The 22,864-nt window shown below is 62.5% G+C and carries 19 protein-coding genes; 9 read left to right on the forward strand and 10 right to left on the reverse strand.

Annotated elements, in window-relative coordinates; all coding sequences use genetic code 11:
- Positions 1–3: 3 nt before the first annotated feature.
- Positions 4–561, reverse strand: a complete 558-nt coding sequence (locus GFM02_RS18025) for a TetR/AcrR family transcriptional regulator (protein WP_168322339.1) — start codon at positions 559–561, stop codon at positions 4–6.
- A gap of 137 nt (positions 562–698) precedes the next feature.
- On the opposite strand from GFM02_RS18025, the gene GFM02_RS18030 reads away from it, so the two are divergent.
- Positions 699–1,901 (forward strand): MFS transporter, encoded by a 1,203-nt coding sequence (locus tag GFM02_RS18030; RefSeq protein WP_168322340.1) that lies wholly within the window; start codon positions 699–701, stop codon positions 1,899–1,901.
- A 6-nt stretch (positions 1,902–1,907) separates the two neighbouring features.
- On the opposite strand, the gene GFM02_RS18035 is transcribed toward GFM02_RS18030, so the two are convergent.
- Both GFM02_RS18035 and GFM02_RS18040 read right to left on the reverse strand, forming a co-directional pair.
- Complete coding sequence (locus GFM02_RS18035; protein WP_168322341.1) at positions 1,908–2,351, reverse strand: YybH family protein; 444 nt, start codon at positions 2,349–2,351, stop codon at positions 1,908–1,910.
- Positions 2,352–2,458: 107 nt separating this feature from the next.
- Positions 2,459–2,863 (reverse strand): GFA family protein, encoded by a 405-nt coding sequence (locus tag GFM02_RS18040; RefSeq protein WP_168306157.1) that lies wholly within the window; start codon positions 2,861–2,863, stop codon positions 2,459–2,461.
- A 58-nt stretch (positions 2,864–2,921) separates the two neighbouring features.
- Here GFM02_RS18040 and GFM02_RS18045 point away from each other — a divergent pair, with 58 nt between their 5' ends.
- Positions 2,922–3,422 (forward strand): MarR family winged helix-turn-helix transcriptional regulator, encoded by a 501-nt coding sequence (locus GFM02_RS18045; RefSeq protein WP_168322342.1) that lies wholly within the window; start codon positions 2,922–2,924, stop codon positions 3,420–3,422.
- Between the two features lie 407 nt (positions 3,423–3,829).
- Here the strand turns inward: GFM02_RS18045 and GFM02_RS18050 are convergent, their stop codons facing one another.
- The 5 genes from GFM02_RS18050 to GFM02_RS18070 form a co-directional block, all read right to left on the reverse strand.
- A complete protein-coding gene (locus tag GFM02_RS18050; protein WP_003545273.1) occupies positions 3,830–4,039 on the reverse strand; it encodes a cold-shock protein in 210 nt (69 codons plus the stop codon).
- A gap of 267 nt (positions 4,040–4,306) precedes the next feature.
- Entirely contained in the window at positions 4,307–6,520 is a 2,214-nt protein-coding gene (locus tag GFM02_RS18055; RefSeq protein WP_168322343.1) for a 3-hydroxyacyl-CoA dehydrogenase NAD-binding domain-containing protein, read from the reverse strand.
- Positions 6,521–6,535: 15 nt separating this feature from the next.
- Positions 6,536–6,919, reverse strand: a complete 384-nt coding sequence (locus GFM02_RS18060) for a cupin domain-containing protein (protein ID WP_168322344.1) — start codon at positions 6,917–6,919, stop codon at positions 6,536–6,538.
- 2 nt (positions 6,920–6,921) lie between these two features.
- Positions 6,922–8,130, reverse strand: coding sequence for an acetyl-CoA C-acetyltransferase (locus GFM02_RS18065; RefSeq protein WP_003545264.1), 1,209 nt, complete (start codon positions 8,128–8,130; stop codon positions 6,922–6,924).
- 100 nt (positions 8,131–8,230) lie between these two features.
- On the reverse strand, positions 8,231–10,027 hold the full coding sequence (locus GFM02_RS18070) for an acyl-CoA dehydrogenase C-terminal domain-containing protein (protein ID WP_168322345.1): 1,797 nt from the start codon (positions 10,025–10,027) through the stop codon (positions 8,231–8,233).
- A 271-nt stretch (positions 10,028–10,298) separates the two neighbouring features.
- Here GFM02_RS18070 and GFM02_RS18075 point away from each other — a divergent pair, with 271 nt between their 5' ends.
- The 7 genes from GFM02_RS18075 to GFM02_RS18105 all read left to right on the forward strand — a co-directional run bounded on the left by GFM02_RS18075 (position 10,299) and on the right by GFM02_RS18105 (position 19,297).
- Positions 10,299–11,000 carry an SDR family NAD(P)-dependent oxidoreductase gene (locus GFM02_RS18075; RefSeq protein ID WP_168322346.1) on the forward strand — a complete coding sequence of 234 codons (702 nt, stop codon included), beginning with the start codon at positions 10,299–10,301 and terminating at the stop codon, positions 10,998–11,000.
- Between the two features lie 215 nt (positions 11,001–11,215).
- Positions 11,216–11,536: a VOC family protein gene (locus GFM02_RS18080; RefSeq protein ID WP_246729306.1), complete on the forward strand. Its 321-nt coding sequence runs from the start codon at positions 11,216–11,218 to the stop codon at positions 11,534–11,536.
- A 474-nt stretch (positions 11,537–12,010) separates the two neighbouring features.
- Positions 12,011–15,781: a peptidoglycan-binding protein gene (locus tag GFM02_RS18085; protein ID WP_168322347.1), complete on the forward strand. Its 3,771-nt coding sequence runs from the start codon at positions 12,011–12,013 to the stop codon at positions 15,779–15,781.
- Positions 15,782–16,087: 306 nt separating this feature from the next.
- Positions 16,088–17,011, forward strand: a complete 924-nt coding sequence (locus tag GFM02_RS18090) for a sulfite exporter TauE/SafE family protein (protein WP_131628019.1) — start codon at positions 16,088–16,090, stop codon at positions 17,009–17,011.
- Complete coding sequence (locus tag GFM02_RS18095; RefSeq protein WP_028740400.1) at positions 17,011–17,811, forward strand: TIGR02186 family protein; 801 nt, start codon at positions 17,011–17,013, stop codon at positions 17,809–17,811. The genes GFM02_RS18090 and GFM02_RS18095 overlap by 1 nt, the downstream gene beginning before the upstream one ends.
- 203 nt (positions 17,812–18,014) lie before the next feature.
- Positions 18,015–18,572, forward strand: a complete 558-nt coding sequence (locus GFM02_RS18100) for a dihydrofolate reductase family protein (protein WP_168322348.1) — start codon at positions 18,015–18,017, stop codon at positions 18,570–18,572.
- 143 nt (positions 18,573–18,715) lie between these two features.
- Positions 18,716–19,297 carry a transglycosylase SLT domain-containing protein gene (locus GFM02_RS18105; RefSeq protein ID WP_168322349.1) on the forward strand — a complete coding sequence of 194 codons (582 nt, stop codon included), beginning with the start codon at positions 18,716–18,718 and terminating at the stop codon, positions 19,295–19,297.
- 259 nt (positions 19,298–19,556) lie between these two features.
- On the opposite strand, the gene pdeM is transcribed toward GFM02_RS18105, so the two are convergent.
- Complete coding sequence (gene pdeM, locus GFM02_RS18110) at positions 19,557–20,282, reverse strand: ligase-associated DNA damage response endonuclease PdeM (protein WP_168322368.1); 726 nt, start codon at positions 20,280–20,282, stop codon at positions 19,557–19,559.
- A gap of 24 nt (positions 20,283–20,306) precedes the next feature.
- Positions 20,307–22,817 (reverse strand): ligase-associated DNA damage response DEXH box helicase, encoded by a 2,511-nt coding sequence (locus tag GFM02_RS18115; RefSeq protein WP_168322350.1) that lies wholly within the window; start codon positions 22,815–22,817, stop codon positions 20,307–20,309.
- Positions 22,818–22,864: the final 47 nt, after the last annotated feature.

The raw sequence follows: 22,864 nt of genomic DNA on the forward strand, positions 1-22,864 counted from the left end.
CGCTCAGTCCGTCGCGCCCATGACACCGGCGACCAGATCGCGCACGTGCGCTGCATCCGGCACGTCAGCGAACAGGATGCGGTACATGATCGGCGCCACCACCTGGTCCATGACGCGATCGACATCCGGAAAGACCTCGCCCCGGGCCTTCGCCCTCTCGGCGATGACGTCGATCTGCTGGCGGGTATATTCGCTGCATTTACAGGCATTCGCGCCCGCCTGTGCCGCTAGCACGTCGCGGATCATCTCGCGGCCCGGCCCGGAAGACATTTCCTCGGCATATTGCTCGGCCCAGGCTTGAAGATCGGCCTTGCCGCTGCCGGCATCGATCGGCTGCATATCCGGCCGCAGCCGATCGACAGCGACATCGGCAAGAAGCTCCTGTAGGTCGCCCCAGCGGCGATAGATGGTCGACGGCGTTACCCCCGCCTTACCGGCAATCAGCGGGATCGTCACCTCGGCGCGGCTCATCTCGGCCATCAGGTCACGGACCGCCTTGTGCACCGATGCCTGAACCCGGGCGCTTCTGCCGCCCGGACGGAGATTCTCTTTCACTGTCATGCGAGCAACCCGACTTTCACTCCTTGACACCGATAGTTCAAAATCTTTGACAGACCTATTAACGCAAATAATTTGCTTTTAAAAAATGTCCGCTCTACATAAGCTAACGCAACGGCTTAGCTTTAAGAGGCTTATATATGTTCGCCGCAGCCAAATCCACCGAGAATTCGCCACGCCCCTCGATCGGCTTTCATGCCCTGACGCTCGCGACCTTTTTTGGCGCCTCCGCAGCGCCGACGCCGCTCTACCGGATCTATCAGGAAAACTTCTCAGTCTCGCCGGTGATGATCACGGTCATCTTCGCAGTCTACGCCTTCGCGCTGCTGGCGGCGCTGCTGATTGCCGGTTCGATCTCGGATCACCTCGGTCGCAAGCCGGTGATCTTTTTCGCCCTCCTGCTCGAAATCGTCGCCATGGGCCTTTTCGTCGTTGCAAGCGGTCCCGCCTGGCTGATCGCGGCGCGGATCGTCCAGGGGCTGGCAACCGGGATCGCCGGCGCGTCGATCGGAGCGGCGCTCGTCGATGTCGATCGGGCAAAAGGACAGATCGTCAACTCGATCGCGCCGCTTTGCGGCATGGCGGTGGGTGCGGTCGGCACCAGCGCCTTGATCCAATATGGCCCCTTCCCGATGCATCTGGTCTATGCGCTCCTGCTCTTGGGCTTCACGCTGCAGGCCGCCGGCATCTGGCTGACAGGCGAGACTGGTGGCACGCGGCCCGGCGCTCTCGGTTCGCTGATACCGCGGGTCACCATTCCCAAGCAGGTGAAGCGGCCGCTCTCGCTGGTGACGCCGATCAACATCGCAAACTGGACGCTTGCCGGCTTTTATCTCTCGCTGGTCCCGTCCCTGGTCGCTACGACGACCGGCAGCCGGGCGCCGCTGACCGGCGGGGCCGTCGTCACCGCGCTGATGGTGAGCGGGGCAATCGCCGTCTATCTCAGGCGCAGCAAGACGGCATCGGCCAATCTCGCTTTCGGCGTATCGGCCAAGGCGCTCGGCATCCTGACTGTCGTTGCCGGCGTGCATCTCGCCAATGTGCCGCTGCTGCTGATCGGCACGATTTTCACCGGCGCCGGTTTCGGCACCAATTTCCTCGGCTCGATCGGCACCATTATGCCGCTCGCCAAACCGGACGAGCGGGCCGGGCTGCTGTCGGCCTTCTACGTCCAGAGCTACCTCGCCTTCAGCCTCCCGGCGATCCTGGCCGGGTTCCTGGCAAAATCGGCCGGTTACGCATTGACGACGGATATCTATGCGACGGCGATCCTGCTTTTGATGGGCGTCGGGATGGTGAGCATTCGCGCCGACCGGCGGAAGATCGCGGAGAGTGCTGCCTGACATTCCTCACGGCTTCAGATCGAGCAGCGCCCGGCCACTGCCGTCCATGGCGAAGGGCACCGAGGCGTGCTGGTGGGCAACCAGCCATCGGCCATCCTGCTTGACGAGGCCGAGGGTCTGGCGGAACCACAGATCGACGGCGGCGCCGTCGGTCTTGGTCCCGGTCATGCGCGTGAGGCCGCTCCAGAAAGCGACATCCTCGCCAACCGTCAGTCTGGCATCGCGCACATCGCCGCCGATCGGGCCTTCCCAGGTGTCGAACCAGGCCTGAAGGCCCGCCTCGTCCTTGCCGTAGTAGACCAGCGGCGGCGCCAGCGAAAACTCGACCTCATCCTCGGTCTCGAAAGAAAGCGCATCCTTGGCGTTCTTTTCGCCCAACGCCTTGGCGCGCATCATCAGCATGGCGATGATCGCCTCTTCCTCGATCCTGGCATTCGCTTCGTCTTTCACGATCGTTCTCCTTTCCTGTTATGGACATAGGACGAAGGGGAGGACGGCAATTCGACAGTGACTTAAAAATTGAGCATGGTGTCGTGCGAAACCGCTCGCATCATGCATCAGAGATAGCTCGTCACCGCCGGTTCGTTCCACCAGGCATCGTGCCTGCCGTCGGAGTAACGGACGGGCAGCGCTGCCAGTTCCTCGGGGGTGATATCGTCGAGGCAGGCGATGTTGATCGAGACATAGGCGCCGCCGATCGCTTCGACATAACCGTCGCCATAGGCCGGCACACCGCAGGTGCGGCAGAAGCGGTGATGACCGCTCATGGTGTTGAACTGATAGTCGGACGTTTCCGCCTGGTCGCACATCAGCCGGAAATCCTCCGGCTTGACGTTGGCGCCCCAATAGCGGCGCTTGGCACAGATCGAACAATTGCAGCGGCCGGTGCCCTCCCCGAGGTCCATGTCCACCTCGTAGTGCACTTTGCCGCAATGGCAGCTTCCCTTGTAGGTTTTCTTCATGGCGCTCTCCTCCTTCGGCGTTGCCTTCACTATTCAAATATGACAATATGTTGTCATTATGAATGAGATACAAAATCGACAACATGTTGTCAAACAAAATCGACCGGAGCGGACGATGGAGGGGGATGCCTTTTCCGCTTTCGCAATCACCGCTCTTCGCCTCGCCGGCCATCTGACGGCGGCGGGCGACCAGTTGGCAAAGCCGGCAGGACAGACGAGCGCGCGCTGGCAGGTGCTGGCGGCGGCACGACGCGGCGGCATGTCGGTGGCGCAGATTGCCCGCGCGCTCGGCCTCGCCCGCCAGGGCGTGCAGCGGCTTGCCGACGTGCTGGAGAGCGAAGGTCTGATCGCCTATGCCGACAACCCGCAGCACCAGCGCGCCAAGCTGGTACGACTGACGGAAGAAGGGGCGGCGCGGCTCGGTGTCATCGAGATGGCGCAAGCTGGTTGGGCCGACGGGCTCGGTGCTGCGTTCACCTCAGCCGAACTCGATGCGGCACGGGCGGTGATGGCCCGGGTCATGGAGATGCTGGAGGCTGGCGAGGCAGCAGGCGGTTGAGCGCGTTACCTGTCTTGCGGGCCTGGTATCGCCGGTGACGCTCTCGGCTTGGCGAAACGAAAGATTATCTTAGGTCGTGCCGTGGCCGCCCCCCTCTGCCCTGCCGGGCATCTCCCCCACAGGTGGGGAGATCGGCAAGAAGCCACGCCTCGCCCTCAATTTACGATTCATGTGACGGCCAGTTGTTTGGGGAAACCATCGCGCCCATCCAATCTCCCTCCTTGTGGGGGAGATGCCCGGCAGGGCAGAGGGGGGTGTCGCGGACGCATTTCTCGGGAAAGGGCACGGCATCAACTGGCCAGACACAAAAAAAGGCCGAGTGAACCCGACCTTCCCTGCTATCTCAACGAACCGTGCCAGTACATCCGTGGTCACGATCCGGAGATGATATTTAGAGCCTTGAAGGCTCAGGCCGCCTGGAGGCGGTCTGCCGACATCTTGCCGGACTTGTTGTCGCGGACGAGCTCGTAAGACAGCTTCTGGCCATCCTTGAGATCGCGCATGCCAGCGCGTTCAACGGCAGAGATGTGGACGAAAACGTCGGCTGCGCCGTCATCCGGCTGAATGAAGCCGAAGCCCTTGGTTGCGTTGAACCACTTTACGGTACCTGTGCTCATGACGATATCCTTTTCGAATCGTTCATAGAAGATTGCAGCTCGGATAAATGCCAAGCGGCGATGAAAACCGATTTTGGAGGAAGTTCGCCAGGAACGACGCAAGGCCGTTTCAAAGTTCATCTAGCAAGATCGATGCGCGAACATGTAATCGGAAATTGTGTCCGTGACAAGGCTGCAGCAAGGAAAAGTCGAATTCAGCTGGCGAGGTGAAGTCGAATAATTCTTGAATGTCGTGCCGTGGCCGCACGGCACGATGACAGAGACGCCTTATGCCGCCTTCCCCATCTTCGCATAGGGGTCGAACCGGCCGTAGAACGTCTCGCCCTTGGCGGCCATGTCGTTCAGCAGCGGCGTCGGCTTGAAGTGACTTCCGTAAGTACCAGCTAACTTTTCAGCCAGTTCCACGAAAACCTTCGCACCCATCCCGTCGATATAGCTCAGCGCCCCGCCGGTATAGGGCGCGAAGCCGAATCCGAGGATCGAGCCGACATCCGCCTCGCGCGGATCGGTGACGATGCCTTCCTCGACGGTGCGGGCGGCTTCCAGCGCGATGGTGACGAGGAAACGTTGTTTGAGGACATTAACGTCAACCTCGTCCGCCTGCTTCTGCGGGTAGAGGGTCTTGAGGTCGGGCCAGAGGGACTTCTTCGCCGGTTTCGGTGGATAGTCATAGAAGCCCTTGGAATTCTTGCGGCCGAAACGGCCCTCCTTTTCCACCATGCGGGAGATGAGTTCCATATGCCTGGGATCGATGGCTTTTTCGCCGAGATCGGCGACCGTCGCCTTGAGGATCTTCAGCGAGAGGTCGATGGCGACCTCGTCGTTGAGCGCCAACGGACCGACCGGCATGCCGGCCATCTTGGCGGTATTCTCGATCATGACAGGCGGCACGCCCTCGATCAGCATGTCGTAGCTTTCCGACATGTAACGCAGCACGCAACGATTGACGAAGAAGCCGCGGGTGTCGTTGACGACGATCGGCGTCTTCTTGATGGCTGCGACATAATCAAGAGCTACGGCCAGCGCCCTGTCGCCGGTGTCGCTTCCGAGGATGATCTCGGTCAGCATCATCTTCTCGACAGGCGAGAAGAAGTGGATGCCGATGAAATCGGCCGGGCGTTTCGAATTCTTGGCGAGACCTGAGATCGGCAGGGTCGAGGTATTGGAGGCGAAGATCGCACCTTCTGGCAACACGGCTTCGACCGCCTCGATGACTGCTTTCTTCACCTTGCGATCCTCGAACACCGCCTCGATAACGAGATCGGCATTGGCGAGGTCGGCATAGTCTGCCGCGGGTGTTATGCGGGATAGCAGTGCAGACGCTTCATCCTGCGTAAGACGTCCCTTACCGACAGAATCCTTGACCAGGCCTTCCGAGACGGTCTTGCCCTTGCTCGCCGCTTCGATGTCGCGGTCGATCAGCGTCACGGGAATGCCGGCGGCGGCAGTGACATAAGCGATCGAGGCGCCCATGAAGCCGGCGCCGACGACGCCGACATGTTTCAGCTCGGTCTTCGCGTGACCTGCCGGGCGGCGGGCACCCTTGCCGAGCTCCTGCATGGAGATGAACAGCGAACGGATCATCGAGAAGGCTTCGCGGGTCTGCAGCACCTCGGTGAAATAACGCTGCTCGATCTTCAGGCCGGTATCGAACGGCACCTGCAGGCCTTCGTAGACGCATTTCAGGATGGCAAGCGCTGCCGGATAATTGCCCGATGTTTCCCTGCGCAGGATCGCCGGGGCTGCCGGCCAGAGCTGGGCGGAAGCCGGCGTCCAGATGCCGCCGCCCGGCAGCTTAAAGCCCTTCTCGTCCCAGGGGGCAACAGGCTTGAGGCCATCCTTGATCATCTGCTTGGCGGCCGGGATCAACTGATCCGGCTCCACCACCTGATGCACGAGGTTCATCGCCTTGGCGCGGGAGCCGGTCAGCGACTGGCCCGTCGTCATCATCTGCAGCGCATCCTGGGCATTCGCCAGCCGCGGCACACGCTGCGTGCCGCCGGCGCCGGGGAAGATACCGACCTTCACCTCGGGCAGTGCGATCTTGACGCTCTTGGCATTGGAGGCGACGCGGCCGTGGCAGGCGAGCGACAGTTCGAAAGCGCCGCCCATGCAGGTGCCATTGATGGCGGACACCCAGGGCTTGCCCGATGTTTCGAGCTTGCGGAACAGGCCGCTCATGCGGCCGACCAGACCGAAGAGGTTCTGAACGGCCGTTTGCGGGCTCTTTTCCTTCTCATCCTGATAGGAGCTGAACATCGACTTGATCATCGACAGATCGGCGCCACCGGAGAAGGAGGATTTGCCCGAAGTGAAGACGACCCCCTTGACGGCGGCATCAGCGGTCGTGGCGTCGATGATGGCGTCGAGTTCGACCATCACCTCGGCGGTGAAGACGTTCATCGATTTGCCGGGCATGTCCCAGGTGACGAGAGCGATGCCGTCGGCGTCGGTTTCGAGCGTGAAATTGGTGTAGGTCATTGGGTTTCCTCCCGATCAGGCCGGCAAGTGGCTGCGCTGCGCGTCGACGGTCTTCGTCTTCTCGGTGACGACATCGCCGGTATGCTTGGTCTGAGACGGCTCGAAAAGCACGATCCAGCATTCCTCCTCAGCAACCGGATTATGCTCGATACCTCTCGGAACGACATGAAAATCGCCGGCGTTCAGATGCACATGCGGGCGGTCGCGATATTCGATGGTCAGCGACCCCTTCCAGATCAGGAAAAGCTCGTCCTCGTCGCGGTGGGAATGCCAGGCGAGCTGGCCCTTAACCTTGGCGAGCTTGACGCTCTGGCCGTTGAGATCGGCGATGACGCGGGGCGACCAGTGCTCGGTGACCTCGGCGTATTCGGTTTCGATCGTGCCGGTGTTGAAGCCCATCGTCAGACCCTTTCGATAACCGTTGCGGTGCCCATGCCGGCGCCGATGCAGAGCGTCACCAGCGCGGTGTTGAGGTCGCGGCGTTCAAGTTCGTCCAGCACCGTGCCGAGGATCATCGCGCCGGTGGCGCCGAGCGGATGGCCCATGGCGATGGCGCCGCCATTGACGTTGATCCTGTCGTGGTCGATGTCGAAGGCCTGCATGTAGCGCAGCACCACGGCAGCGAAAGCCTCGTTCAGTTCGAAGAGGTCGATATCGGCAAGGTTCATGCCTGATCGTTTCAACAGCTTCTCGGTGACGTCGACAGGCCCGGTCAGCATCAGGGCCGGATCGGAGCCGATATTGGCGAAGGCCTTGATGCGGGCGCGCGGCTTTTTGCCCATGCTCTCACCGCCGGCTTTGGAGCCGAGCAGGACGACGCTGGCGCCATCGACTATGCCGGAGGAGTTGCCGGCATGATGGACATAGTTGATGCGCTCGATCTCAGGATGGGCCTGGATGCCGACCGCCTCGAAGCCGCCCATCTCGCCGGGCATTTGGAAGGACGGGTTGAGGGAAGCGAGCGCCTGCATATCCGTGCCCGGGCGCATATGCTCGTCCTTTGCCAGGATCGTCAGGCCGTTCTGATCCTTGACCGGGATGACCGACTTGTCGAACCAGCCCTTTTCCCAGGCATGGGCGGCACGCTTCTGGCTCTCGACCGCGTAGGCGTCGACGTCGGTTCTGCTGAAGCCGTATTTGGTGGCGATCAGATCGGCCGATACGCCCTGCGGCATGAAATAGGCCGGGAAATTCACCGAAGGATCCATGAACCAGGCGCCGCCGGACATGCCGAGGCCGACGCGCGACATGCTTTCGACGCCGCCTGCGATGACGATATCGTCGGCCCCTTGCGCGATCTTGCCGGCGCCGAAATTGACGGCATCGAGGCCGGAAGCGCAGAAGCGGGAAATCTGCATGCCAGGCGCCTTCGTGGAGTAACCGGCTTCGAAGGCGGCGGCCTTGGGGATGACGGCGCCGGCATCCATGACCGGATCGACGCAGCCCATGATGATGTCGTCGACCGTTCCCGTATCGAGCCCATTGCGCTCGCGAATCGCCTCCAGCGTCTTTGCCGCAAGGCGGACGGAAGGCACTTCATGCAGGGCACCGTCCTTCTTGCCGCGGCCGCGCGGCGTACGCACGTGGTCGTAAATGAAAACCTCGGTCATTGTCTCATCTCCCTGACGGCAATCTATCTTGCCTCAAATCTTGCAAGGAGGAGATAAGACCCCTCCCCAGCCCTCCCCACAAGGGGGAGGGAGAGCCGGCTCAAAACGCTTCGGCGGCCAGTTCCATCATCGTGTTGGCGCCGGCTTCGATGCGGGCCTTGCGAAGCGCGGTTTCCGGCATGAGGCGTTCCATGAAGAAGCGGGCGGTGACCAGCTTGTTCTTCAGGTAATCCTCGCGGGCGGCATCGCCGGATGCAAGGCCATCCTCGGCGGCTTTGGCCATCTTTGCCCACATATAGCCGAGAATGACGAGGCCGAAGAGGTGCATGTAGTCGGTCGAGCCGGCGCCGGCATTGTCGGGCTTGGCCATGGCGTTCTGCATGAACCACATGGTCGCGCCCTGGGCATCGTTCAAGCCCTTCTTCAGATGCTTGGTGAAGAAGGAGAGCTTTTCGTTCTCGCGGTTCTCCTCGCAGAAATCACCTATCTCCTTGAAGAGGGCCATGGCGGCGCGGCCGCCGTTCAAGGCCAGCTTGCGGCCGACGAGATCGAGCGCCTGAATGCCGTTGGCGCCTTCATAGATCATGGCGATGCGGGCATCGCGCACATACTGGCTCATGCCGTGCTCTTCGACATAGCCGTGGCCGCCGAAGACCTGCTGGGCCATGACGGCGTGATCGAAGCCCTTGTCTGTCATCACGCCCTTGAGGATCGGGGTGACGAGGCCGAGAATATCGTCGGCTGTCTGGCGCTCCTTCTCGTCGCTAGCGCGGTGGGCGATATCAGACTTGAGCGCGGTCCAGAGCAGGAAGGCGCGGCCGGCCTCGTTGAAAGCGCGGATGGTCATCAGCGTCCGGCGAATATCCGGATGGACGATGATCGGATCGGCCTTCTTGTCCGGCGCCTTGGGACCGGACAGCGAGCGGCCCTGGATGCGGTCGCGGGCGTAGCTGGCGGCGTTCTGATAGGCGATCTCGGAAATGGCGATGCCCTGCAGACCAACCATCAGGCGGGCCTCGTTCATCATCACGAACATGGCGTTGAGGCCGCGGTTTTCGGCGCCGATCAGGAAGCCGGTCGCCTCGTCGTAGTTCATCACGCAGGTGGCGTTGGCGTGGATGCCCATCTTGTGCTCGATGGCGCCGCAGGAGACAGTGTTGCGGGCGCCGAGCACGCCGTCCTTGCCGACGAGGAATTTCGGAACGATGAAGAGCGAGATGCCCTTGGTGCCTTCGGGCGCACCCTCGATACGGGCCAGCACCAGATGAATGATATTGTCGGTCAGGTCGTGCTCGCCGGCGGAGATGAAGATCTTCTGGCCGGAGATCTTGTAGCTGCCGTCAGCCTGCGGCACCGCCTTGGTGCGCAGCATGCCGAGATCGGTGCCGCAATGCGGCTCGGTGAGGTTCATGGTGCCCGACCACGTGCCGTCCACCATCTTCGGCAGATAGGTAGCCTTCTGCTCATCGGAACCGTGGACGAGGAGTGCCGCGATCGCGCCCTGCGTCAGGCCCGGATACATCATCAGCGACATGTTGGCGGCCGAGGTATATTCGCCGACGGCGGTATGCAGCGTATAGGGAAGCCCCTGGCCGCCGAATTCCTCCGGCACCGCAAGGCCGATCCAGCCGCCTTCGCGATAGGCTTTATAGGCTTCCTTGAAACCCTTCGGCGTCGAGACGCTCGCATCGTCGTGGCGCGTGCAGCCTTCCTGATCGCCGGAATAGTTCAGCGGAAAGAGAGCTTCCTCGGCAACCCTTCCGGCCTCGCCGAGGATCGCTTCGATCATATCGGGGGTCGCGTCGGCAAAACCCGGCAGATTGTTGTAGCGTTCGAGGCCCAGCACGTCGTTCAGGACGAAGAGCGTATCGTTCACCGGGGCCTTGTAGACTGGCATCTCTCAAATTCCTCCCATTCGACTGACCGGATTGCTCCAGCCTCGGGCACTGTCTTACAAAATATTGACGTTTGCGTAAACGTCAAATTTTGCGCTTGCGCTGTCTTTTCTTGAAAAAATTCGAGAGCACCAATCCGCGGCGACAAAGCGCCGGGAGGAACAGACGCCATCTCATCTTCCTTGTCCATTGCAGAACGAAGTGTCGGCCAGGCAGTAGCGCAAGTCGTTCCGACGTCCTACGTCTGTTGGACGATCCATCGAGGAGGACATCATGACCGATATTCCCTATGAGAGCGCTCTCATCGTCGGCGCGGGCTCCGGCATCAGCGCATCGCTTGCCCGGCAATTGTCGGCGCAGGGCGTCAAGGTCGGGCTCGCCGCCCGCAATATCAAAAAACTCCAGGCGCTGGTCGATGAAACGGGCGCCAGCGCCTTTACCGCCGATGTCTCGCAGCTGGCGAGCGTCGCAGCACTCTTCGAAGCGGCTGCCGCTGCAATCGGCGGGCCTGACGTGGTGATCTTCAATGCCAGCGCCCGTCAGCGCGGCCCGCTCGCCGAACTCGATCCCGCCGAGGTCGAGAAGGCGATTGCGACCACCGCTTTCGGCGGTTTCCTGGTGGTGCAGCAGGCGGCGCGACGGATGATCCCACGCGGCCGCGGCGCCATCCTCATGACAGGCGCGTCGGCAAGCGTGAAGGGCTTTGCGCAATCGGCCCCCTTCGCAATGGGCAAGTTCGCGCTACGCGGCCTTGCCCAGAGTGCCGCCCGCGAACTCGGGCCGATGGGCATCCATGTCGCCCATTTCGTCATCGACGGCGCGGTGCGCTCGCAGATCCGGCCGGACCGGGTGGAGAAGCCGGATGGCACGCTGCTGCCGGATGCGATCGCCCAGACCTATATCGATGTGCTTCGCCAGCACCGCAGCGCATGGTCGCTGGAGGTGGAAGTCCGGCCCTGGACGGAGAGCTTCTAAGTCTCCCTCCCTGGCCGCGGCCTGCCGCCGCAGGGGAAGCAACTTTCACGACACTCTCAGACGGGTTAGGCTTTGCCGTCAAGGCAAGAACAGGATGATTTTAGGCCTGTTCGGCCTAACATCTGAATCCTGTTCTCAATTAAAGAGTTAGAGCATGATGTCGTCCGAAAACCGCTCACACTTTTCGGCATCATGCTCTAGCTGGGAGGATACCGATGCCGCGTCTGGACCATGTCACCATCGAGACCCGCGATGCGCCTCAGATGATCGCCTTCCTGGAAGCCGTGCTCGGCGTCAGGGAAGGCTATCGGCCGCCCTTCGCCACGCCCGGCCACTGGCTCTATCTGGACGAACGCCCGGTCATCCATCTTAGCCTGACATCACGCAGCAGCGATTTTCCGCCCGGCATCTTCAACCATGTCGCCTTCAGCCTTTACGAATTCGGCTCGGCGCGGGAACGTATCAAGGCGGGCGGCTATCGCTACGAATATTACGATATTCCCGACACCGATCTCGGCTCCTGCATAATTCCTTAAATCGAAATCGATTTAAGGAATGATGCAGCAACTCAAAGTGCTACAGCGTCCTTTGCGCGTCTGATAAGACGCGCGGCGCTGTAGGTCTTCGTCTACGGCCCCGAGGGCGTGAAAATCGAACTGCAGTATCCGCGTCCAGCCTGATTGCGCGAGCGGCCATTCGATCTGACGAATTGAACGGCAATTGCCGTCAAAAACGGCGTTTGGAACACAAACGTTAAAAAATTCTCATCGACATTAACGGCTTGTTTACCACGTTTCGTGAAAGGTGCGGATTGAGCAGTAGCGATCCGCATCCCTTTCCTCAGTCTTGCGTAGTTAAAGGATGCCGCTACATCGTTCAGCCTGAGGAAAGTCTAATTGACTAACTTCTTATGAATGGTGCGCTCTGGTCCGCGCAAACACGCGGGCAGCAGAGGAAAAGCCAAAGATCGAGCTCTGACGAGGGGTCGAGCAGTCGAAGCGAGCAAGAAGATGAACGGATCGCGATCAAATCCTTCCCGACAGTCCGACAGGACCTCGCTCGATGCGCTGAATCGCACGATCGAAGGGCTGGAGGCGCGCATCGAAGGGCTGATGGGCAGCGGGCGCGAACAGCGGCCGCGCACGGCAACGGCCGAGCGCGATCCTTATGCCGCTTCCCATGCCCCCCGGCCCGCAAAGACCCCGCCCGAGCCGCGGCCGGATCCACTTGCCGAAATTCGTCAACGCCAGCGCGCGCTTGAAGCCGGCCGCGAGCGGCCTTACGCACGCGAACAGGCCCCGCAGCTTCGCGAACCCACGCCCCGCGTCGCCGCCCCAGTGCCGACACCCGCCTTCCGCGCCGGCGACGACACGATGACGGAGATCGCCCAGGCGCTCGTCAATCTGCGGCAGGACCTGAAGCGCGACATTTCCGAGGGCGTCACCCGCGAAATGAACGCGCTGCGCACTGAGCTGCGTGACATCAAGACAAATGCCGGAGACGGCCGTTTCGCCGACGACATGCGCGCCGATATGGGCCGCCTTGCCCAGAGCATCACCCAGCTGACCGGCCGCTCCGCCGCACCAGAGGCCACGGGCCTGCGCGAGGATTTCGAAGAGCTGCGCTCGCTGATGGACGGGCTGGCGCGCGAGGATTCGCTGCGCCATATGGAAAACCGCTGGGACGGCTTCGAAAACCGGCTTGCGGCGCTCGATACCGAGGGGCTGCAGGAAGAGCTCGTTTCGCTCGCCTATCGGCTCGACGATATCAAGCGCCATATCGGCGGCATGGGCGAAAGCCCGGCGGTTCGGGCGCTGGAAGACAAGCTGATCTCGATCGCCACGGCGATGGAGCATTTCGGCAATATGATCCAGCCGCACGACCGGGTCATGTCCGAGCAGTTCGCCGCCATGGATATGCGGCTCGACGAGATCAGCCGGGCAATCGCGGCAAGCGGGCGCACGGCCACCACGAATGATCCGGGCCTGATGCAGCGGCTGGAAAGCCGGCTTGCGGCGCTCGCCGACCAGATCGACCTGATGAGCCATGATGCGGCCAACCGCGTGAACCCGGCCGACGAGCTGGCGATGCGGCTGGAGGCGCTGACGGGGCGCGTCGAGGAGCTGACGAAGGCGGAAGCGACGTCGCGCCTCGACGAACGGCTGGAACATCTTTCCTATCTGCTGGAGCGCACCCAGGAGACGGCGCCGCAGGCCGACCTCACCGGCACGCTTTCCGACATTTCCCGCAAGATCGACGCGCTTGAGAACGGCGCCGTCAACGATGTGCTGGCCCAGCGGCTCGACCATCTCGCCCGGCGCATCGACGAGATGGCCTATCAGCAGCAGGCGCCGGCCGCTGTGGCCGACGACGGCGCCTTCCTGCGTCTCGAAGGGCGGCTGAGCGACATTGCCGCCCGCCTGGAGGAAAGCACATCGGCACCCCCGACCGATCCACAGGCGCTGAAGAACCTCGAAGACCAGATCGCCAATCTGTCGGCGCTGATGAGCGCGCCGCGCGAAAGCGCTGCGATACCTCCCGAATTCGACCGGCGCATGGGCGCGATCGAAGATTATATGGCGACGAGCGACGAATATATCATCGAAGCGGCACGCCAGGCGGCAGAGGCCGTGGTCGAAGCCTATTCGCGTCATGGCGGCCCGCAGGGTGTCATGCCCGCCGCCGACATGTCGGCGCTGACGGCGCTGGCCGAGGATCTGCGCCACCTCGAGGATCTCAGCCGCGACAGCGAGGAACGCACGCACAAGACTTTCCAGGCGCTGCACGAGACGCTGGTGCATATCGCCGACCGCCTCGACGGCATGGAAGATCGCGGCCGGCCGCTCGCCCAGATGCCGGTCGCCGACGTCGATTTCGATGTCGATCCCTATGCGCTGATGGTGGCCGAAGCCGAGATGAACAGGACGCCGGCCGCTGCCCCGGCGGCGAAGGCTTCCCCTGTTATCCGCACGGCCGAGATCGCAGCCGAAGCTGCCGCCCCGGCACAAGCTACCGCCATGAGCGGAACGAGCGTGATCGCCATTGAAGCCGCGACTAGGACGACGGAGGCTGCGACAGCGGCACGGACACAGGCCCCGGCAAAGGCCAGCCTGCTCGCCAGCCTCAGCAAGCGGCTGCTGCCCGGCAAGAAGACCGAGAGCCAGGCGACCGAACGTCCGATGATCGATCCCGCGCCGTCGATCGACCCCACCGACGTGGTGCCGACGGATGCGGCAAACGAATTGCTCGAGCCCGGCTCGGGGACGCCTGACGTGAAGAAGATCCTTGAACGGGTTCGCGCCAGCCAGAGTGCGGCACGCGGCAAACCTGCCGGCGAAACCGATCGCGCCGATTATATCGCTGCCGCGCGCCGTGCGGCGCAGGCGGCCGCGATGGAGGTGGATGCCAATCCGAAGCAGGCAGCCGGCAAGGCCGAGAAGAAGGGCGTGACTGCCGACAAGGCCGGCAAGGCTTCCGACAAGACGGGCAAGACCAGCGCCTTTTCGCGCTACCGGCGGCCGATCCTGCTGGCGGTCGGTGCCGTGCTGCTCGCAATCATGGCCTTTCCGCTGGCCCGAACGCTGACAAGCGGCGAGCGCGCGCCGCAGCCGCCGGCAGAAGTCTCGGCGCTGACGGGCGCGGAAAACCCGGCGCCGGCCTTGCCTGACGCGACACCTGCCCAGCCGGATGCCGCCGCTCTCGGAACGACCGCGCCGGCAGCGGAAGCTGTACCGCCCGCCGCCGAACAGGCGCAGCCGGAAGCAACCCCGCCTGACGCCGGCGAGCATCTGACCGACGTGGCGCCGCTTGACGGCGAAGGGGCTGCGACATTTGCCCCTCCCGGTCCGTCGGGTGCGGCACAGGAGACATCGGGTTTCGTTCCCGCACCCGCACCGCAGGCTGCCATCACCATTCCCGAAACCGTCCAGCCGAAATCGCTCGCCGATGCGGCGAGCGGTGGCGATGTGCTGGCGCTGTTCGAGATCGGCGCGCGCTATTCCGACGGCCGCAACGGCCTGACGGTCGATCAGAAGCAGGCGGCGAACTGGTACCAGCTTGCGGCCGATAAGGGCTTTGCGCCTGCGCAATACCGGCTCGGCAGCATGTACGAGAAGGGCAACGGCGTCGAACGCGACATCGCCAAGGCGAAGGGCTTTTACGAGCAGGCGGCAAACCAGGGCAATGCCAGCGCCATGCACAATCTCGCGGTCCTCTACGCCTCTGGCGCGCTCGGCCAGCAGGATTATGCAACGGCCGCCTCGTGGTTCACCAAGGCAGCGAACCTCGGCATCACCGACAGCCAGTTCAACCTGGCGATCCTCTGCGCGCGCGGCAACGGGGTTCCGGCGGATCTCGAAGAGTCTTACAAGTGGTTTGCGATCGCCGCCAAGGCCGGCGACAAGGATGCGGCGCAGAAGCGCGACGAAGTGGCCAAAGCCATGAAGCCCGACCAGCTCGAACGGGCGCGCGCCAAGGCCGATCTCTGGAAGCCGGAGCCGGTCGATCACCGCACGAACGCCATCGACATCCCCGACGAATGGGCAGGCACCGGCGTGAAGACGGCAAGCGTCGACATGAAGAAGGCGATCCGCAACATCCAGGCGATCCTCAACAATAACGGCTTCGACGCCGGCGTGCCGGACGGCGAGATGGGCGGAAAGACGGTGACCGCGATCAAAAACTTCCAGAAGTCCGTCGGGCAGGAGCCGGACGGCAAGGTGACCGATGCGACCGTGAAGGCGCTGCTCGAACGCAACAAGCAGGCCGGCAAGGCAATCTGAGTCCCGCCCGCGTCGCATCGACGCGGGATCGTCTCGACTCCTTGTTCCGGGCGATCAAAAACGCCTGGCGGCACTATGCCGCAAGGCTTTTTCCAATTTTGCCGTCGCCTGTCACAAAACCTGAAAAAAGCCGGATTATGCCCGGACATATCGATCCGCGCATCCGGCGAATCCTCTGCCACCGATCTCTCCGTCAATCAGGGCCGATCGAAAGCCTCTGGCAACGATTTCTCAGTATGGTGCGCATTCGAACGGGGACGTGACAAGAAACCGCCCGGCAGGAGCGGTCATCATTCGGGGTCGGCTGTGACAATCTATCTGCCCATCGCAGAATTGTCGGTGAACATTTTCATCATTCTCGGCATGGGGGCGGCCGTCGGATTCCTGTCTGGAATGTTTGGCGTCGGCGGCGGTTTTCTCATCACGCCGCTGTTGATCTTCTACAACATCCCCCCGGTCGTTGCGGTTGCGACCGGCGCCAACCAGGTTGTGGCATCGTCGATATCTGGCGCGATCTCGCATTTCCGGCGCGGCTCGCTCGACGTCAAGCTCGGCACGGTGCTGCTGGTCGGCGGCCTTGCGGGTGCGACGGTCGGGATCTGGATCTTCTCGCTGTTGCGCGCCATCGGCCAGCTCGATCTCATCATCTCGCTGATGTATGTCATCTTCCTCGGCACCGTCGGCGGACTGATGCTGCTCGAAAGCGTCAATGCCATGCGGCGGGCAGCGCGCAACGAGCCGCCCGCACCGCGCAAGCCCGGCCACCAGCACTGGGTGCATAAGCTGCCGCTGAAGGTGCGCTTCAAGAAATCAAAGATCTTTCTCAGCGTCATTCCGATCGTGGCACTCGGTTTTGCGATCGGAATCCTCACCTCGATCATGGGTGTCGGCGGCGGCTTCATCATGGTGCCGGCGATGATCTACCTGTTGCGTATCCCGACCAATGTCGTCGTCGGCACCTCGCTGTTCCAGATCATCTTCGTGACCGCCTATACGACGATCGTGCAGGCGGCGACCAACTTTTCCGTCGACATCGTGCTCGCCTTCATCCTGATGGTGGCGGGTGTCATCGGGGCGCAATACGGCGTGCGCGTCGGCCAGAAGCTGCGCGGCGAGCAGCTGCGCGCACTGCTCGGCCTGCTGGTGCTCGCCGTCGGCGTGCGTCTTGCGATCGCTCTGGTGGTGACGCCGGCCGACGTCTATTCGGTGGTGATGGGAGTGGGCAATTGATGCGCCTGGCTGCCGCTGTCATCGCATTGCTTTGCCTGCTGCCGGCCTCTGCCGGAGCGCAGTGGTTGCCGGGGCAAGCAACGGAAGCGGTGCGTGAAGGGTTGGAAATCGGCACGTCGACCAGCGAAATCGCCATCACCTCGGATTTCCACGGCGCGGATCTGACCATCTTCGGGGCGCTCTCGAATACCGACCAGTTGCTGCTCGCCATCGGCCAATATGACGTGGTCGTGGTGCTGGAGGGCCCGCGCGAGGATGCGACAGTGCGCAGGAAGGAACGCGTCTTCGGCATTTGGGTGAACACCCGCTCGATGACCTTCGAAGCGGTCCCGCATTCCTATTCGATGTCGAGCTCGCGCATGATCGACGATCTGACGACACCGCTCGAGCTGACCGATCAGGGGATCGGCATCGACCACATCCCGCTGACGCCGGTCGGCTTCGTCGGCGACGGCAGCAATCTCGGCGAGTTCCGCGACGCCTTCCGGCGACTGCAGCAGGGTGGCGGGCTCTACGACCGCAACCCGAGCGGCGTGCGGTTCGTTTCCTCCAACCTCTTCAAGGCGAGCCTGCGCTTGCCGGCAAACATTCCGAACGGCGTGCACACCGTGCGCGCCTATCTGTTCAAGAGCGGGCTTTTCGTGACCGAGAAATCGCTGCCGCTGCGGGTCATCAAGACCGGCATCGAGCAGACGATCACCGATGCGGCGCACGAGCAGCCGATCCTCTACGGCTTTGCGGCCGTGCTGCTCGCCGTCATCACCGGCTGGGGTGCCAGCCTGATCTTCCGCAAGGACTGATCCACAGCCAAAAGCGCTCAGGATTTCCTCCCGAAAATAGGCTCGACAACGCGCTGAGGACGAAGGCCTGCGGGAGCAGCTGCTTGCCCGGATGTTCTACTCCAGAAAAACCGCTTGCATTTTGCTATCAGTCAGCTTAACTTTCAACCAGTTGCTGAACGCAACCGGTTTTTGATGGATGGCAATTCAGAAGGAGGATGGAAATGAGAAAGCTTGTTGTGTGGAACCTGATGACGCTCGATGGTTATTTCGAAGGCACGAAGCCATGGGATATCGACTTCCACAATTTCGCCTGGGGACCTGAGCTGCAGCGCTATGCCGAACAGTTCGGCAGGGAAGGCGATCTGCTGGTCTTCGGCCGCAAGACCTATGAGGGCATGGCCGCCTACTGGCCGACCGCCGAGGGGGAAGGTGAGATCAAAGCCTACATGAACGGCATCGCCAAGATCGCCGTGTCGCGGACGATGAGCGAGCCCGGCTGGAGCAATGCCCGCATCGTCAGCGATCCGATCCCCGAATTGACGCGGCTGAAGCAGGAGAACGGCAAGACGATTTTCATCTTCGGCAGCGCCGAGCTTGCCGACACTCTGCTGAAGGCGGGCCTTATCGACGAGATCAGGGTTTGCCTAGTGCCGGTGATCCTCGGCGGAGGTAACCCGCTTTTCAAGCCTGCCGAAGACCAGGTGCCACTGAAGCTCATCGAATCCTCGACGACGGAGGGCGGCGCAGTTATCCTGCGCTACGAGCCCGTTAAAGCGTAGTGGACGGGACGCCGTCCCGATGGTCAGGCCAGGGTATCGATCCCTGGCCGCACAAGGAGGCAGCCGGGGAAGTTCGCATTCGACTAAAAACCGGTTTTTAACATTTACGAGTTAGTAATCTCTCGGAAACGAGAGGTTTTGTTATGCGTACTCGTATCGTTCTGACGGCTGTGGGCCTCGCGCTGCTTGCCGGCTGCGCGACGGCGCCGAAGCAGACGAGGAACATCTGTGCCGTCTTCGACGAGCGCGACGGGCTCTTCTCCAGCTGGCAGAGTGCGGCCGAACGAACGGAGAAGAAGTACGGCGTGCCCGTGCCGATCCTGATGGCAACGATGTACACCGAATCCGGCTTCCAGCCCTATGCGCGGCCGCCGCGCACCAAGCTGTTTGGCTTCATTCCCTGGTCCCGTCCTTCGACCGCCTACGGCTATTCGCAGGCGCTCGACGGGACCTGGGATCACTATCAGTCACAGACGGGGAACTGGACCGCCCGGCGGGCGAACTTCGCCGATGCGATCGATTTCATCGGCTGGTATCACTATCAGAACAGCCTCGAGACCGGCATTCCGCTGAACGATGCCTATAATCTCTATCTTGCCTATTATTCCGGTCCGACGGGATACAAACGCGGCGACTGGCGCTCGAACGGGCAATTGCAGCAGACGGCGCAGAAGTTTGCGCGGATGGCAGGGACGTATCAGCGGCAGTTGCAGGAGTGTGATTGAGGGTATTCAAGGGCGTGCCGCGTAAGCCCCCCTCTGCCCTGCCGGGCCCGGGGTCGAGCCACGTGTCTCGACCCGTCCTTCGGACCCCCCACAGGTGGGGAGATCACAAGTGGCTTGAACTTCATGTCCATCTACCGTTTCGCCGTGCTGGACGCTCATTGTTTGGGGAAGCCAGTGCGCCCAGCCAATCTCCCCACCTGTGGGGGAGATGCCCGGCAGGGCAGAGGGGGGCTTACGCGGCACATCGAGATAACAAGCGCTATCCCCACAAATTCCCATACCTGACAGAATAAATGCGATCCCTACCGAGCAGATGCGCAATCAGCGACCCCCTGTCGAACAGGCCCTTCATCGCCTGATGGCCGAGATCCAGACCGCCACTCATGAGGCCGAAGGCCGGCATCAGCAGGCGGGCGCCGTCGGTGGCAAAGCACGGGCGGCGGACGGATTTCTCGCGGCGGCGCACGGTCGCCGAGGGGTGCAGGTGGCCGGCGATTTCGCCGCTCTGCAAACCGTTCTTCGGCTCGTGCCGAAAGGTCAGGCCGGCATAATGCATCTCGTCGGCAGATGAGCCCGGCAGATCGACGATGCCATCCGGATCATGGTTGCCGTTGATCCAGATCCATTCGCGGCCGCGCGCCATCTCGACGATCAGGGCGCGAAAATTCTCCGGCAGGTGCTTGGAGCCGAGGCGGTCGTGGAAATTGTCGCCGAGCGAGATGACGAGCTTCGGGTTATAGCGGGAAATGACGGCGGCAAGGACGGTCAGCGTCGCCAGCGTATCGTAAGGCGGCAGCATCATGCCGCGGCGGGCGAAGGCTGCGCCCTTTTCCAGATGCAGGTCGGAGACGACGAGCAGGCCGGCATCCGGCAGATAGAGGGCGCCGAGCGGATCGCAGACGGCGGCAATGCCATGGACCGATGTCTCGATGCCCGGCATCGCGGCCAGTCCCGATATGTCGCGCGCCAGCGCCAGGCGGTTCATCACAGTCGTTTTTCCTAGTCGTCATCATGCCAGAGCTTCGGCGATCAGATCGTCCGCCGCTTCGGCCAGGAGTGCATCATGGGCCTCGCCCGGCACCGCCTCGCGTCCGATTTCCAGCATCACCGGCACGGCGAGCGGGGAAATATGGTCGAGGGCGCGGTGGGTGATGTGGCCCCTGATTCGCCTCAGCATATCGCCAAGACGGCCAATATCCAAAAGCCCCGTCGCCGCATCCTGCCGCGTCGCCTGCAGGAGGATGTGATCCGGCTCGTGGCTGCGCAGCACGTCGTAAATCAAATCGGCGGAGACGGTGATCTGGCGGCCGCTCTTTTCCTTGCCCGGATGGCGGCGTTCGATCAAACCTGCAATCACGGCGCAATTGCGGAAGGTGCGCTTCAACAGGAAGGATTCGTCCAGCCAGGCTTCGAGATCGTCGCCGAGCATGTCCTCGTCGAAGAGGTCGGAGAGATTGAGCCGGCCATTGCGTATCATCAGTCCCATATCCTCGAGGCCCCAGATGGCCAGCGAATAATCGGTGGCGACGAAACCGAGGGGCTTGGCGCCTATCCGCTCCAGCCGGCGGGTGAGCAGCATGCCGAGTGTCTGGTGGGCGAGACGGCCTTCGAAGGGATAGGCGACCATGTAGCCGCGGCTGCCGCGCGGAAAGGTTTCGATCAGGAACTCGTCGCGCTTCGGCAGCATCGACTTGTCGTTCTGCAGCGACAGCCAGTCGCGCACCTGATCCGGCAGGCGGCGCCAGCGATCGGGATCGGCAATCATCGCCCGCACCTGCTCGGCGAGATAGGTCGACAGCGGAAACTTGCCGCCATTATAGGAGGGGATCTTCGGATCGAGCGAGAAGGCCTGCGACGCCAAGCATTCATTTTCGCGGATGCCTTCGAAGCGCAGCACCTTGCCGGAAAAGAGGAAAGTATCGCCCGGCGACAATTGCTCGAGGAAATATTCCTCGACCTTCCCCAACGTGGCGCCGCCGCGGCCGATCCTGCCGCCCTCGCCGCGCTTGACCATGCGGATATTCAGCATCGGGCTTTCGACGATCGTACCGAGGTTGAGGCGGTATTGCTGGGCAACTGCAGGATTGGAGACGCGCCAACGGCCCTCCTTGGTCTTGCGGATGCGGGCGTAACGCTCGTAGGTCCGGAGCGCATAACCGCCGGTGGCGACGAAATCGACGATGCGCTCGAAGGTCTCCCAGCTCAGATCGGCATAGGGCGAGGCGCTGATGATTTCATCGTAGAGTTCCAGTAGATCGAAAGGTTCGGCGCAGGCCATGCCGAGCACATGCTGGGCGAGCACGTCGAGCGCGCCGCGGCCGACCGGCGGGGTGTCCTGTGCGCCGATATAATTGGCATCGAGGGCGGCCTGACACTCCATGACCTCGAAACGGTTGGCGGGCACGAGGATCGCCTTCGAGGGCTCATCCATGCGGTGATTGGCGCGGCCGATGCGCTGGGCAAGACGCGAGGCGCCCTTCGGCGCGCCGACATGGATGACGAGATCGACATCGCCCCAATCGATGCCGAGATCGAGGGTGGAGGTGGCGACGACGGCGCGCAGCCGGTTTTCGGCCATCGCCGCCTCGACTTTGCGGCGCTGGGCGACATCGAGCGAGCCGTGATGAAGGGCGATCGGCAGGTTGTCGTCATTGATTGTCCAGAGTGCCTGGAAAAGCATTTCGGCCTGGCTGCGGGTGTTGACGAAGAGCAGCGTCGTGCGATGTTCGACAAGCTTGTTGTAGACATCGGGAATGGCATATCGGGCGGAATGGCCGGACCAGGGAATGTGCTCTTCGGTCGACAGGATCGAGATATCGGGTTTGGCGCCGCCTTCGACGACGACGAGCCCGGCATGATGCTCCCGGCCCTCTTCCTGGCCGACCAGCCATTTCTGCAGGTCCATAGGCTCGGCGACGGTGGCGGATAGGCCGATCGTCTGGAGACCGGGGGCAAGGCGGCGCAGGCGGGCAAGGCCGAGCGAAAGCATGTGGCCGCGCTTGGAGGTGACGAGCGAATGCAGCTCGTCGAGGACGACATATTTCAGGTCCTTGAAGAAGCGCTCGGCCTCCCGGTTCGCCAGCAGCAGGGCGACCTGTTCCGGCGTCGTCAGCAGAATATCCGGCGGGTTGAGCTTCTGGCGCTGGCGCTTGGCGTTTGGCGTATCGCCGGTGCGGTTTTCGACGGTGACCGGCAGGCCCATCTCCTCGACCGGCTTCATCAGGTTGCGCTCGATATCGATGGCAAGCGCCTTCAGCGGCGAGACATAGAGCGTATGGATGCCGGTGAAGGCGGAGCCCGGTGGGATTTTGCCGCGGCGGGTGAGATCGGTGAGCGAAGGCAGGAAACCGGCGAGCGTCTTGCCGGCGCCGGTCGGGGCAATCAGCAGCGTGCTTTCGCCGGCCTCAGCGCGGGCAAGCAGCTCCAACTGATGGGCGCGCGGTCGCCAGCCCTTTTCCGCAAACCAGCGGGTAAAGGCGGCAGGCAGCAAGGTAGGGGCTTCGGAATCGATCTGGTCCACGCCTGGAAGGTAGTGAAATGCCGGGGAAAAAGAAGAGCCGCGAGCCT

Source organism: Rhizobium leguminosarum bv. viciae (assembly GCF_012276115.1).
Classification (GTDB): domain Bacteria; phylum Pseudomonadota; class Alphaproteobacteria; order Rhizobiales; family Rhizobiaceae; genus Rhizobium; species Rhizobium leguminosarum_T.